General features: G+C 48.9%; 13 protein-coding genes. 6 read left to right on the forward strand and 7 right to left on the reverse strand.

Going from position 1 to position 13,441, the window contains the following annotated elements; genetic code table 11:
* Positions 1–120: 120 nt before the first annotated feature.
* Positions 121–546: a hypothetical protein gene (locus tag ICC18_RS21850; protein ID WP_188176573.1), complete on the forward strand. Its 426-nt coding sequence runs from the start codon at positions 121–123 to the stop codon at positions 544–546.
* Between the two features lie 48 nt (positions 547–594).
* Here ICC18_RS21850 and yfbR read toward each other — a convergent pair whose 3' ends face one another.
* Both yfbR and ICC18_RS21860 read right to left on the reverse strand, forming a co-directional pair.
* Positions 595–1,176: a 5'-deoxynucleotidase gene (yfbR, locus tag ICC18_RS21855; protein ID WP_188176574.1), complete on the reverse strand. Its 582-nt coding sequence runs from the start codon at positions 1,174–1,176 to the stop codon at positions 595–597.
* A gap of 138 nt (positions 1,177–1,314) precedes the next feature.
* The gene (locus ICC18_RS21860) at positions 1,315–2,490 is read right to left on the reverse strand and encodes a polysaccharide deacetylase family protein (RefSeq protein ID WP_312029577.1); all 1,176 of its coding nucleotides are present in this window, start codon (positions 2,488–2,490) and stop codon (positions 1,315–1,317) included.
* 259 nt (positions 2,491–2,749) lie between these two features.
* Here ICC18_RS21860 and ICC18_RS21865 point away from each other — a divergent pair, with 259 nt between their 5' ends.
* From ICC18_RS21865 to ICC18_RS21875, 3 genes are all read left to right on the forward strand, one after another.
* Positions 2,750–4,297: a fumarate hydratase gene (locus ICC18_RS21865; RefSeq protein ID WP_188176575.1), complete on the forward strand. Its 1,548-nt coding sequence runs from the start codon at positions 2,750–2,752 to the stop codon at positions 4,295–4,297.
* 122 nt (positions 4,298–4,419) lie between these two features.
* Complete coding sequence (gene pnpS / locus ICC18_RS21870) at positions 4,420–6,213, forward strand: two-component system histidine kinase PnpS (RefSeq protein WP_188176576.1); 1,794 nt, start codon at positions 4,420–4,422, stop codon at positions 6,211–6,213.
* A 96-nt stretch (positions 6,214–6,309) separates the two neighbouring features.
* On the forward strand, positions 6,310–7,026 hold the full coding sequence (locus ICC18_RS21875; protein ID WP_188176577.1) for a response regulator transcription factor: 717 nt from the start codon (positions 6,310–6,312) through the stop codon (positions 7,024–7,026).
* A 37-nt stretch (positions 7,027–7,063) separates the two neighbouring features.
* Here ICC18_RS21875 and ICC18_RS21880 read toward each other — a convergent pair whose 3' ends face one another.
* Positions 7,064–8,110, reverse strand: coding sequence for a MerR family transcriptional regulator (locus ICC18_RS21880; protein ID WP_188176578.1), 1,047 nt, complete (start codon positions 8,108–8,110; stop codon positions 7,064–7,066).
* A 283-nt stretch (positions 8,111–8,393) separates the two neighbouring features.
* Between ICC18_RS21880 and ICC18_RS21885 the strand changes: the two genes are divergently transcribed.
* On the forward strand, positions 8,394–9,476 hold the full coding sequence (locus ICC18_RS21885; RefSeq protein WP_188176579.1) for a Gfo/Idh/MocA family protein: 1,083 nt from the start codon (positions 8,394–8,396) through the stop codon (positions 9,474–9,476).
* Between the two features lie 191 nt (positions 9,477–9,667).
* On the forward strand, positions 9,668–9,826 hold the full coding sequence (locus ICC18_RS33885; RefSeq protein ID WP_223192751.1) for a hypothetical protein: 159 nt from the start codon (positions 9,668–9,670) through the stop codon (positions 9,824–9,826).
* Between the two features lie 30 nt (positions 9,827–9,856).
* On the opposite strand, the gene ICC18_RS21890 is transcribed toward ICC18_RS33885, so the two are convergent.
* Genes ICC18_RS21890 through ICC18_RS21900 form a run of 4 tightly spaced genes read right to left on the reverse strand, consistent with a single transcriptional unit; the run spans position 9,857 to position 13,137 of the window.
* Positions 9,857–10,606: an alpha/beta hydrolase gene (locus tag ICC18_RS21890; protein ID WP_223192752.1), complete on the reverse strand. Its 750-nt coding sequence runs from the start codon at positions 10,604–10,606 to the stop codon at positions 9,857–9,859.
* Between the two features lie 41 nt (positions 10,607–10,647).
* Positions 10,648–10,758 carry a cytochrome bd oxidase small subunit CydS family protein gene (gene cydS, locus ICC18_RS34810; protein WP_376745657.1) on the reverse strand — a complete coding sequence of 37 codons (111 nt, stop codon included), beginning with the start codon at positions 10,756–10,758 and terminating at the stop codon, positions 10,648–10,650.
* Between the two features lie 7 nt (positions 10,759–10,765).
* On the reverse strand, positions 10,766–11,791 hold the full coding sequence (locus ICC18_RS21895; RefSeq protein WP_188176580.1) for a cytochrome d ubiquinol oxidase subunit II: 1,026 nt from the start codon (positions 11,789–11,791) through the stop codon (positions 10,766–10,768).
* Entirely contained in the window at positions 11,791–13,137 is a 1,347-nt protein-coding gene (locus ICC18_RS21900; RefSeq protein WP_188176581.1) for a cytochrome ubiquinol oxidase subunit I, read from the reverse strand. Before ICC18_RS21900 ends, ICC18_RS21895 begins: the two co-directional genes overlap by 1 nt.
* Positions 13,138–13,441: the final 304 nt, after the last annotated feature.

The raw sequence follows: 13,441 nt of genomic DNA on the forward strand, positions 1-13,441 counted from the left end.
AAGCCACTGACATTTGTAGATATGGTGAACTGAGGCCATTTATGGGATCGCTTTCTTGTCCAGCCTTGTGGAATTCGGTATACTAAAGAAAACCATTTCAAAACAATGTGGAGGCGTCAAATGTATAACGTTATGATTTTCTTGCATGTAGTGAGTGCTCTACTGCTAGGTGCGTATGTCTTATTCCCTTTTTTCGTTGGACGTGCAGCGGCATTGTCGGGAGCAGCTCAAGAAAGCTTCGTTGGCTTGCTCTCATCGTTTAATCGGGTCGGTCAATTTGCTTTAATTGTTGCCTTAATTACAGGTGGAGCTATGATTCACCAAGCAGGTCCTTCCGTACCTTGGATGATTGCAGCGGTTGTGCTGCTGCTGATCATCGGTGCGCTTACGGGAATGATGGGAGCTAGAATGAAGAAGCTGATTGCGGCGGGTAAAGCAGGTCAAAATACGGAATCCCATGCCGGTAAAATCAAAACATTCAGCTGGATCGTAGCGATTGCGGTTATCCTGGCGGTTCTGATGATGACCAATCCGACAATCTTATAGTTCAAATGAAAAGAGCATGTTCATCGGCCGATGACATGCTCTTTTATGTTAGTTCAACGTAATCTCATCCAGCGTTTTTTCGAAAGAAGCGCTCATATGGGTAAGGAAATAGTCCACTTCCGGCATGTTCATTTTTTGAAGGCTCTCAAGTATCTGTTGCTTAGCTACGACAAATTCGCGATTACCGGTAGAAAGCTCGGTTAAACATTTGATGTAAGCTTCCAGGAGATCGGCGGCTTTTACCCAACGGTACAGCTCAGGGTCATGATCCTGGATCAATGAACGATAAACATGGCTGATTTCCGGGGGAATCGTATCTATCAATCTCTCCACGGCAACATCTTCAATTTCGCGGAAATTGCGCAGGATTTTCTCGTTGTTATGCTTGACGGGCTGCGGAATGTCCCCGGTCAAAACTTCAGATGCATCGTGGAACAAGGCAATGGAAACGACTCGGTCCGTAGGTACGTTGCGTCCGTAAACTTCATTGGCGATGGTGCAGAGCATATGGGCGATCGCAGAGACATAGTAGGAGTGCTCCGCCACCGTGTCTCGGCGCATGTTCCACATCAAACTCCAGCGGTCGATATATTTTAATCGGTATAAATAGGCAAAAAAGTGATGATTCATAATGTCCTCCTAGTAGATGATCATCTTAATAGTAACGCTTGCGAGGGGAAATATCCATCACTTTTCGACAATGTTTGTCCCGCGAAATGCGGGCAAGAGAGAGCAGGCCGTCTGGCATAATCCTCCAGACGGCCTTGTCTATTTCACGCTCGGCGTCACCCGCTCAGCCACCGTCCCGGTGGCCGGGGTGTAGACGAGCGGCAGCCCGATCAGCGCTTGCAGGTCGTCAAGCGCGATCGTAACCCGCCCGTGCACGCGCAGCACGGGCTCGCGCAGTATGACGCGCGTCTGCCCGCGCGTCGCTGTCTTCGCATTCACCTGCAGGGTGAATGCCTGCCCGCGCAGGCGGAGCTGGAGCGCTCCGCCTTCTAGAACGGCGCTGCCGCCCAGCTGCTCGGCGGCAGTCGCCACATCCAAACGCAGCGGGGCGTTGCCCGGCTGCGCAGTAACCCTCCGCTGGATCGAGCGGTGCAGCAGCTCCGGCGTGATGCCGGGGCTGCCCGCGTTGATCCGCGGGATGAGCAGGCGATCGGCGCTGCGTGTCGCCATCTCCGGAGAGATCGTGAAGGCGTAGCGAATGCCCGCCTGCCGGACGAGTGCCGTCGCTTCCGGCGACGTGATGCCGAACGGATAAGCCATCGTGTCGAGCGGCGCTTCTGTTAACCCCTTGAGCTTGCCGACGCATGCGTTCGTATCTTTGAACACGCGCTGCTTGTAAGCTTCGTCGGTTTCTTGCTGGCCATTCTGGTCTAATCTTCCAACCAGAGCGGCTTTACCGCTAGGCAGCTTGTGGTGCAGGCTGTCCGTATGGCAGCCAATATCAATGAAATTCGTCGCATGCGTCATCTCGCTGACTTGTTCCCTGGACATAGATGGAATATAAGAGCCGAGCGGATTGGTCAATTCGTTCGTAATGACGAAATTGACAGCGGGAATGCGCAAGCTTTTGAGGATCGGATAAGCCGATGTGTAAAAGCTTTGATAGCCGTCATCGAAGGTGACCAGCACCGCATTGACAGGAACAGTCGCGCCTTCCATGAACTGCTTGAATTCATTTAATGAAATAAAATGATAACCTTTACTTAGCAAAGACTGCATCTGTTCTTCAAAGAGCACGGGCGTAATCGTTCCGGAGCTGGTGTCTTTGTCGTGCACGTGATGGTACATGAGGACGGCTACCTGGTCCTGATAGTAAATTTGCCGGGAACGTTCAGCTTGCAGCGGAGTTAGCAGCAGGCTGATGCCAATCAGGCTTAGCAGCACCGTAATGCCAATTCTTTTGTACATGTCAGTGAATCTCCTTGTTTTCCTCACAACAACATCGAACTCTTTGTATGAGGTATGATATAATAGATAGAGTTGTTTATAAAGTCCACTTTAATAACGAAGTTATTCTATGTAGTTAAATCGACGTCGAATCTTGAACGAAATCGGGAAGTCCGGTACTCACGTAGCAAACCGCTACGCTCCGTTCCTCCTTCTCCGAGTTTCGTCCAACCTTCTTGGTTCTGAAAGCGGACTTATCAATTATTTTCATAATTTCTTTCAAATGAGAGAGGAGCCAGACTTAGTTATGCAGCATTTTTATCAAAGCGTTTACGATTTGATTGTCGAAACTTCTACGAACCTTCCAGGCGATGTTCGCCGAGCGGTTCAAGCGGCACAGGACCGCGAGGATCAAGGAACCCGTTCTGCGCTGTCCTTATCGCGTATTGCCGATAACATTCATATGGCGGAGTGCAATGTATCTCCAATTTGCCAAGATACGGGCATGCCAACGTTTATTATACACTGCCCGGTTGGGGCAAACCAAATTATGATGAAGAAGCAGATTCTTGAAGCGGTTGCCAATGCGACGAAAGCAAGCAAACTGCGCACGAATTCGGTAGACTCCCTTACTGGGGCTAATACAGGCGACAATCTCGGACCTGGTACGCCGGTTGTTCATTTTGAACAATGGGAACGCGATGATATTGAAGTGAAGCTGATCCTTAAAGGCGGCGGCTGCGAAAATAAAAACATCCAGTATAGCCTTCCTACGGAGCTCGAAGGTCTAGGTAAAGCTGGACGTGACCTCGACGGCATCCGCAAATGCATCATGCACGCGGTTTATCAAGCGCAAGGTCAAGGTTGCAGCGCCGGCTTCATCGGCGTAGGAATCGGCGGCGACCGTACAAGCGGTTACGAGCTGGCGAAGCATCAATTATTCCGTCACGTAGACGATGTGAACCCGCATCCTGAGCTTCGCAAGGTGGAAGAGTATGTGATGGAGCATGCGAACACACTCGGTATCGGAACGATGGGCTTCGGCGGTCAAGTGACGCTGCTTGGCTGTAAAGTCGGCGTCATGAATCGTTTGCCGGCGAGCTTTTTCGTATCCGTAGCTTACAACTGCTGGGCGTTCCGTCGTCAGGGCGTTATTCTGAATGCGGAGACCGGTGAAATTAATGGCTGGTCCTATCCAAGAGGAACGGAAGTTTCCTTCCAGGAAGCTTTCGAGGCAGGCCAGAAAGCTGCGGCAAGCGCTGCAGAAGAACGTCGTGAAATCGTGTTGACGACGCCAATCTCCGAAGAGCAAATCCGCCAGCTGAAAGTGGGCGACGTCGTAGTCATTAACGGTACGATGCATACGGGACGCGATGCGCTGCACAAATATTTGATGGACCACGACGCTCCGCTCGATCTGAACGGCGCAGCGATTTATCATTGCGGACCGGTCATGAGCAAAGACGAGTCCGGCGAATGGCATGTTAAAGCGGCTGGACCGACGACAAGTATTCGCGAGGAGCCTTATCAAGGCGATATCATTAAGAAGTTCGGCATCCGCGCCGTTATCGGTAAAGGCGGAATGGGTCCGAAAACGCTTGCTGCCCTCAAAGAGCACGGCGGCGTGTATTTGAATGCTATCGGTGGTGCTGCGCAGTACTACGCACAATGTTTCAAAAAAGTAGAGGGCGTCGATTTCATGGAATTCGGTATTCCGGAAGCGATGTGGCACCTGGAGACTGAAGGCTTTGCTGCGATTGTGACGATGGATTCCCATGGCAACAGCCTTCATGCTGACGTCGAGAAGAACTCGCTGGAGAAGCTGACTGCACTCAAAGAGCCAGTCTTCAAATAACCTTTACAAAAAAAATACTGGATCGGGCACGAAAGAAAGGGTTACTATGTGGAGTAGCCCTTTTTCTTTTAAATCGGAAAGGACGAAGCTTGCAAACATACGCTATCGGAGGAAAATGACGGATGACAAAATTCCGTGCCAAATTGACGTTTATCTTGATTTTGCTGATTGGGTGCTCGATGTTGATTGCGGGCGTGTTTATGGCTAAGGTGTTGGAGGATTCTCATATTGAGGCGCTTCAGGACAACATGGAACGCGAGCTCAAAGTGATTCTGGCGACAGGGGAATGGAATCGAGTTGGTACAGATAGCGAGCTGATCACTTATTATACCATCCAAGCGAAACGCATTAAGGCATCGACGGAAGCCAGGCTGACTTTCATTCGTGCCGACGGCCGTGTATTAGGTGATTCCGACCAAAATCCCGAGCAAATGGACAACCATTTGAATCGGCCCGAAATCGCGGCGGCAGCTTCCAGCGGAGTAGGTTATACAACCCGATATAGTGATACATTAAAGGAAAAAATGCTCTACGCGGCTATTCCTGTTAAAATCGGCGAGCAAACTACCGGATTTTTACGTATTGCGATGAGCTTGAGTCAGGTGGATCAATCGATCCGCAGCTTGTGGTATTTCCTTATCACAGGCCTTGCCATCTTGTTTATCATTGCGGGTATTGTCAGCTATCGAATTGCCAAAGGCATCACGCGTCCGATTGAGAAGATGACCCGGGTTGCCAAACAGATTACGAATATGAATTATAAATCGCGCGTGCCTTCTTACAGCAATGATGAGGTTGGACAGTTGGGACAGGCGATCAATCACATGTCGGAAAGCTTGCAGCAGCAGATGGAACGCATTCAAGAAAACGAGCGCAGGCTTCAAGGCGTTATGGAAAATATGGTCAGCGGCATTATGATGATTGACCGTGAAGAGCGGATTATGCTGCTGAATCCGTCAGCGGAATACATTCTTGGCTTTTCCGCACAGGAACTGCTCGGTAAAAAATACAACGAAGCGAAGCAGCAATACGAGTTCACGAAGCTGATCCAGGAATGCATCGAGACACGGGAGCCGATTCGCGACGAGATGATTTTTTATTATCCGGCTGAACGTATCCTTGAAATCAACTTGAATCCGATTGCCCATGAGGATGAGGAATGGTCGGGGGTTTTGATCGTCCTGCATGACATTACGGCTGTGCGTAGACTGGAGCGGATGCGCAGCGAATTTGTCGCCAACGTTTCTCATGAGTTGAAAACACCGATTGCAGCTGTTAAAGGTTTTGCCGAGACTCTGCTTGCCGGAGCTTTGAACGATAAAGAGACGGCTGTCTCCTTTTTGCAAATTATTTTCGATGAGAGCGAGCGGTTGAACCGTTTGATCGGGGATATTCTGGAGCTGTCCAAAATTGAGTCCAAGCGTATACCGATGCAGTTCTCGCCGGTCTATTTGCCGGAATTCCTCGAGAAATCGCTCAGTGTGCTCCGGAAGGAAGCGGAGAAGAAGCATATCGAGCTAAGCATGCATGTAGACGATGATATTTACATTGAGGCGGATGAGGACCGTTTGCGGCAAATTTTAATAAACTTGCTGTCCAATGGAATTAGCTATACGCAGGATGGCGGCAAGGTAAGAGTACGCGTTGAGCCGCTCGACATGAATGCCGATGGCGACTATGAACGATTGCGGATCATCGTTTCCGATACGGGAATCGGGATTCCGAAGAAGGATTTGCCGCGTATTTTCGAGCGGTTTTACCGGGTAGACAAGGCACGTTCCCGAAGCTCAGGCGGAACTGGACTCGGATTGTCAATCGTCAAACATTTGGTGGAGCTGCACAAGGGAACGATCCGTGTCGACAGTGAAGTCGGCATGGGGACGAAATTCACCATTGAGCTCCCTGTGATCCACTAATTTACACCGCATTAACGGTATGTTTACATTGTCTTTACAATCTCGTGTTAAAATAAGGCTGTGCAATGTTAAAAGTCTGTAAATTCGGGGGATCCAATGGCACAAAAAATACTAGTTATTGAAGATGAGCCCACTTTAGCCCGATTATTATCCTATAACTTGTCCCAAGAAGGTTATGATACGAAAGTCATCGACCATGGTGGAGATGGACTTCAAGAAGCTTTGCAGCAGTCCTATGATTTGATTATTTTGGATATTATGCTTCCGGGTCTGAACGGTTTTGAAATATTAACCAAGCTGAGGCAAAAAGGGAACAGCACGCCTGTCATCATCTTAACGGCCCGCAATGCGGAGGACGAAGTCGTTCAAGGCCTTAAGCATGGTGCTGATGATTATATTACGAAACCTTTTGGTGTTGCCGAGCTTCTGGCACGCGTGTCTGCTGTGCTGCGCAGAACGCAGCCCGAGGATGCAGTAACCGATAGGAATAAAACGAATGAGAAGGTCATTCAAGCCGGTGAGTTATTTATTTATCCGGAAAAATATGAAGTTGCCCTGAATGGGGAATCGATCCCTTTAAGACCGAAGGAATTCGAAGTACTGCTGTATCTCGTGCAGCGTCCGGGCGTCGTCGTAACGAGAGACGATCTCATGAATATTGTCTGGGGCTTCGACTATATCGGTGGCCAAAGAACCGTCGACGTTCATGTAAGTTCGCTTCGTAAGAAGCTTGAGATGAATCAACAATCCGTTCAAATCGATTCCATTCGAGGAGTCGGCTACAAGCTGGTAGCGAATACGATTAAAAAATAATGAGCCTTGGGTTTGCTGATAGGACAGCGGCCCAGGCTTATTTTTGTGCATATACAATATAGATCAGTTCGTTGATTCGGTGAGATGCCACTTGGCTTGCATGTTGCTTCATCCACGCAATAAGATCGGTGTGAATAGGGTAAAGCTCGACCTCTTCGTGCATCATGGGCAGCTTGTTCGCTCCTGACGCGATGATCTTGGCGATGTAGGTACTTTGCTCACTCGCATCGCTTAGCATGTAATCTGCCAGACAAATTCGGCCGCCGGGCTTCAGTACACGCAGCATCTCATCCCAAGCTAATGTTCTCTGCGGCTGTGTTAAATGGTGAAGCGCGAACGAGCTAACGACAATATCAAAATGTCCATCCATGAACGGAATCGCCAGTACGTTGCCTAATTTCAGCTCGATTTGGGGATATTTGCTTTCGCAAAGCTTCAGCATCTGTTTAGATTGATCGATAGCAGACATAGAGGCGCCTAATTGCTGCAGCTTGCCAGCCAAATTGCCGGTGGCGGTTCCTACATCGAGTCCCTTTTTCCCTATCAGAGGGGAGACAAGCCGGGCGATGAGGTTGAGTGCGGCTTCATATGCTGCATTCGGCGAGAGATTTTCATCTTTCAGCTGCCTATCGAATTGAGATGCCTTCGCGTCGAAGTCCCAGTGGTCACGCCAGCTATCGCGCAGATCCCGCATCGCTTTGTTATGCCCGGCAAGCTCATAGAGCTGCTCAGTCGGCAGTGTTTGATTGACTTTGGCGGCATGAATCATGCGGTCCATCGTATCGATCATTTGCTTCATTCCGGTCCATTGCCGGAACAGCATGGAGCGCTGCAGCTGCAAGGCGTAAATGAATTCCTCTTGGCTGGAGGAGTCGGATTGATTCAGCGTTTGCCTGATATCATCCAGTGTCATGCCGACTTCCCGCAGCGAAATGATGGTTTGCAGGCGCCAGGCATCCTGCTCGGTGTAGGTGCGGTAGCCATTTTCTTTTATTTTGGCGGGAGACAGCAGCCCTTTCTGCTCATAAAAGCGAATCGCCCTCGCGGTAATGCCGATTTTCCGGGATATTTCATGAATTAGCATGTTCATCCTCCATCATGACAAAATCGCATATAACTTTCGCCAGATCAGAAATTTTCTTTTTTTGGTATTTTGTTATACTTTTAAGGTAGGGAAAAAATGCCTCTACTTATTGTAATAGCCTGATGTACATATGAAAAGTATGAGAAAACCTCTATCGAGGCCATTCAATGATGAGCGACCGCGTATAGAGGAAGGTTTTATCGCCAATAAGAAAGAGTTTTCGGGAACCGAAAATATATGCTTTCTTATGTGGTAATAATAATCCAAAGGAGAGACTTTGAAAATGTCCAAAACGTATCGCATCGCGATTATTGGCTGTGGCGGAATCGCGAACGGCAAGCATATGCCGAGCCTGAGCAAGTTAAGCAATGTGGAAATGGTGGCATTCTGCGACATCATTCCAGAAAAAGCGCATGAAGCGGCAAGCAAATACGGTAAAAGCGAAACCCGCGTTTACGTTGATTACCTAGAGGTTTTGGCGGACGAAACCATCGATATCGTTCATGTGTGTACGCCAAACGATTCCCATGCCGAAATTACGATCGCGGCTCTTGAAGCCGGCAAGCACGTGATGTGCGAAAAGCCGATGGCCAAGACAGCCGTAGACGCACGCCGCATGGTTGAGGCAGCCAAACGCACAGGTAAGAAGCTCACGATCGGTTATAATAACCGTTTCCGCGGCGACAGCCAGCACTTGTACAAACTTTGTTCGGACGGAGAGCTTGGTGAAATTTACTTCGCTAAAGCGCATGCAATCCGACGTCGTGCTGTTCCGACTTGGGGCGTATTCCTGGATGAAGAGAAACAAGGCGGTGGACCTCTTATCGATATCGGTACGCATGCGCTCGATTTGACAATGTGGATGATGAACAACTACGAGCCTAAGGTCGTACTTGGAACGTCCTACCACAAATTGTCTCAACGTGAAAACGCAGCAAATGCTTGGGGACCTTGGGATCCATCCAAGTTCACCGTTGAGGATTCGGCTTTCGGTATGATTACGATGAAAAACGGCGCTACCATTATTCTGGAGTCGAGCTGGGCACTGAACACGCTTGAAGTCGATGAAGCGAAATGCACGTTAAGCGGTACAGAGGGCGGAGCCGACATGAAAGGCGGACTGCGCATCAATGGCGAGAAACATAGCCGCTTGTTCACTACTGAGGTCGAGCTTAATGCTGGGGGCGTTGCCTTCTATGCTGGCGAAACGGAAAGTGCGCCTGATTTAGAGATGCGCCTATGGATTCAAGCGATCGAGAATGACACAGAACCGGTAGTCACACCTGAGCAAGCGTGTGTTGTTTCTGAAATTCTCGAAGCGATTTATGAGTCGGCGAAAACAGGAAAAGCAGTTTATTTCGACTAATTTCGATCATTTCCCGGGAAATATGTAAATCCCCTTCTCTTCGCTGCAGGTTAGCGAAGGAAGGGGATTTTTTGCCACATGGCGATAAAACTTCCGCTCATTGGGGTCCCCGCAAAGTATTCGGGTAAGATAGCGGTCGCTCATCTTCGAAAGTACGTCGATAGACGTTTTCTCATTTAACGAGCCTATCAATGAATCTTTTAACAGCTTGTATCATTTGTTCCACGCCGGGCTGTTCGATCGGAAAGTGGCCGGCCCCTTCCAGAATGACGCAGCTTTTTTCACAGGCTAACCGGTTGAAAAAAGGCTCTGAAATGGGAAATGGCGTCATCGGATCGATCTCCGGATGAACAAGCAGGACAGGACATTGTGTAAAATGCTCAGGCTGTATGGGCGGGTTTGGCATTTAAAAAAGTGCGCAGCAAGCGCAAAGGAATGTTAATTCCGGCTGCGTGCGGATCATGCTTAATCAGTTTGGTAAGCTCCGGGTTATTGGTGATCAAATGCATTCTGGATACCGAAGTGATTGGTATTCGAATGGGATCCAGGGCAAATGGAAACCGGTCTAGCAAGAGTTTGCCAAGCCGGCTGATCATCCGATTCGGAGCAATTTGATCGCGAACTTCTTGCCTGCTCGTATCAGCGAAGGTTGTGGCTATAACACCGATTGCCTGCTGGCTGTGAGCAGCAGCATGGTAAGCGATCATGCCCCCGATGCTTGTACCGATTACGATGATCGGCTTGCCATCGCGATCGATTTCAGCTTGAATGAGATCGCTGAGCATTTCAATCCACATCGGATAATCTGCGGTTTGTCCGCATTCATGATAGCTAAGACCATATGGGGGCAAATCAGGAGCGACCACATCGTAACCTTCACGTTGCAGCAGCAAGCCGAAAGGTGCGAGAAGTCTGCCGTTGCCGCCGGCGCCGTGAATCAAAATCACTTTAACCGGTGCTTGTTCGACCGGCATGCGATCCAAGTGTATATGAAAATCACGCCATTTCCACCAATCCTCCAAGGGAAGGTTGCCGGGTTTTAGCCGCATATCCTCAGGCATAAATGGCTGGTACTGCCGCCAGTATACGACGGATTCATTGTAAGTTTTTCGATTTGATGTAGATTTCAAGGTTTGCCCTCGCATTCTTATCGATTGAGATACTTTTATAATTACTCCATCGATGCATCATTTCCTTTTGCAAACCAGGCGAATAGAAAAAAGATCGAAGTCAAGACGATCAGTATCGGGGCGACCATAATTAAAAAAAATTCGAAATCCATATCAGCATCATCCTTTCTTGGAAGACTTGCCTTGAACGTAAGAGGCATCGAACAGAAACAGCTTCATGAGTAAAGCAAGTGAAGGAATTAACAGCAGCAATCCGGCAATGAAAGCAATAATCAAAGATAGCGCCATCGTATCGCTTGTAAAATTGTGATAAAGCGTAATGTAAGGATACAAAATGTAGGGGAGATGCGATGCGCCATAACCGAAGAAGGCAAAGGCGAACTGCAGCATTACGAATAGAAAAGCCCAGCCGTAACCGCGGCGTTTCCAGACGAGAAAAATTGCGATTAGAAAACATAGAAACGATGCGGCGAACATCCAGGACAAATCAACCATTCGACCAAAGTGCTGCGGATTATGACCGTTGATCGCGAAAAAAACGAGTAAGCTGCATAGGATCGTTGGCATGCTCCAGCCAAGTGCGTAACCGCGAACGACTTCAAGAGCTTTGTTATCCCGTGCTTTAGCCGCGTAGTATGTTAGAAACATGGACGAAATATAAAGCACGCTGACTATTGCAAGCAGGACGACGGCCCACGAATAAGGACTGCGGAATAGATCTCCGTAAAGGAAGAGCACCTTGCCGTTTTTTTCCATGATAAATCCGCCTTCGGAGATGGTCAGTACGGTCGAGAGTGACGCCGGTATAAGCAGGCCTGTGGCCCCATATATGAGCATGTAGAATTTGTTGTCTTTGGAGCCGTAATTGCTGAAAGCATAATAGGAACCGCGCAGCGCGAGCAGAATGATGGCCACGCTTCCCGGTATGAGCAGCGCCGTGCCATAGTAATAGGCAGTATCCGGGAAAAAGCCGATGATACCCACCATGAAAAAGATCAGGAATACATTGGTCACTTCCCAGACAGGTGATAAGTAGCGTTCGATGATGTTGTGAACAAGATGTTTTCGCCCCGTGATGAAGGAGTAATAGCTGAAAAATCCGGCGCCAAAATCAATGGAGGCCACGATCAGGTAGCCATATAAAAATATCCATAGCACGGAGATGCCGATCGTTTCATAGTTCATCAGGCTTCCCCTCCTTCTATGCCGCGGGCGATCAGTTCTTCTTGAACGTCATTGTTTTTGAAGAGCTTGCCGAGTACTTTGATGACGGTTAGTCCGAGCAAAATGTAAAGGAAGCAAAATAGGACGAGCATCGTATCCACATGCGTGGAAGTGGTTGCACCTTCGGTTGTTTTCATAAAGCCGCGGAGTATCCAGGGCTGACGTCCGACTTCGGCATATACCCAACCGCATTCGATGCCGAGCATGGCGAGCGGTCCTGACCACGTAATCAGACGCAGCAGCCAGCGTGGGTAACGGCCATGATTTTTATGAGCTCTGCGCTGTGCCCATAAGTAGATGAAGCCCAACAGGGTGAGGAAGATACCGATGGAGACCATCATATCGAAAATGTAATGTACATAGAGCGGCGGGCGCTCTTTGACCGGGGTTTCATTCAGGCCTTGGACTTCCGCCGTCGGAGAGCCATGAGCCAGAATACTTAGGGCATAAGGGATTTTGAGCCCATATTTGATCTCGTTGTCTTTAGTCAAGAACCCGCCCAATACCAGTGGAGCATTCTCCGAAGTCTCGAAATGCCACTCGGCGGCGGCCAACTTTTCAGGTTGATATTTGGCTAGGAATTTACCGGAAAGATCGCCGACAAGAGCGGTGGACAGCGAGAAAACAAGAGCTGCAGTCATTGTGAGTTTAAGCGCTTTGCGATGATAGAGCGTATCTTTCTTTTTCAATAAAGAGAAAGCGGCAATCGCGGCAAGTATAAAAGCACTCGTCATATAGGACGAAGCGAGCACATGCGCAACTTTCGTCGGCGTAGCCGGATTAAACATTGCAACCAGCGGCTGAATGTCGGTGATGATCCCATTTTGCAGCTTAAAGCCTTGCGGCGTGTTCATGAAAGCATTCACGGTCGTAATAAAGAACGCGGAGGCGGAGGAGCCGATGACGACAGGGATCAGCAGCAAAAAATGCATCATAGGTTTCTTGAAACGGTCCCACGTGTACAAATAAATGCCCAGGAAGATCGCTTCAAAAAAGAAAGCGAAAGTCTCCAGGAACAGCGGCAGCGCAATCGCCTGCCCGGCAATCCGCATGAAGCTTGGCCATAGTAAGCTTAGTTGCAGGCCAATTGCCGTTCCGGTCACAACGCCGACAGCGACGGTAATCACGAAGCCGCGCGCCCAGCGCCGCGCCATGAGCGAGTAATACGGGTCATTGCGCTTAATCGCTGTCCATTCGGCGAGTGCGATCATCAAGGGGACACCGACCCCGATCGTAGCGAAAATAATGTGAAACGCGAGAGTAAGCTCGGTAAGCATGCGGCTGTAAAGCACAGGATCGTAGTGCATATTACCATCTCCTTTTATGCAAATAAATGACGGCTCCAAGAAATAAGCATGATCACAGCAACCACTGCGCATAGGATGATTAGCGCCTTTTCCTGTTTGCGGTATTTGTCCATATATATTCACCTGCTCTATCGTTCTTTCTATACTTTTATCATATACGAAAGTATGTGATTAATTTCACATAAATGTGAGCAACGAATGACAAGTGTTTGACGGAGTTGTGAAAGTCAGCATGTTGTTGTTGTTATGTTGTTTGAATAGGGCTTCCTCTGCACCCCTGCACAATTGCGACATATTTGTGTTC

It is taken from the genome of Paenibacillus sedimenti, from assembly GCF_014534655.1.
Classification (GTDB): domain Bacteria; phylum Bacillota; class Bacilli; order Paenibacillales; family NBRC-103111; genus Paenibacillus_E; species Paenibacillus_E sedimenti.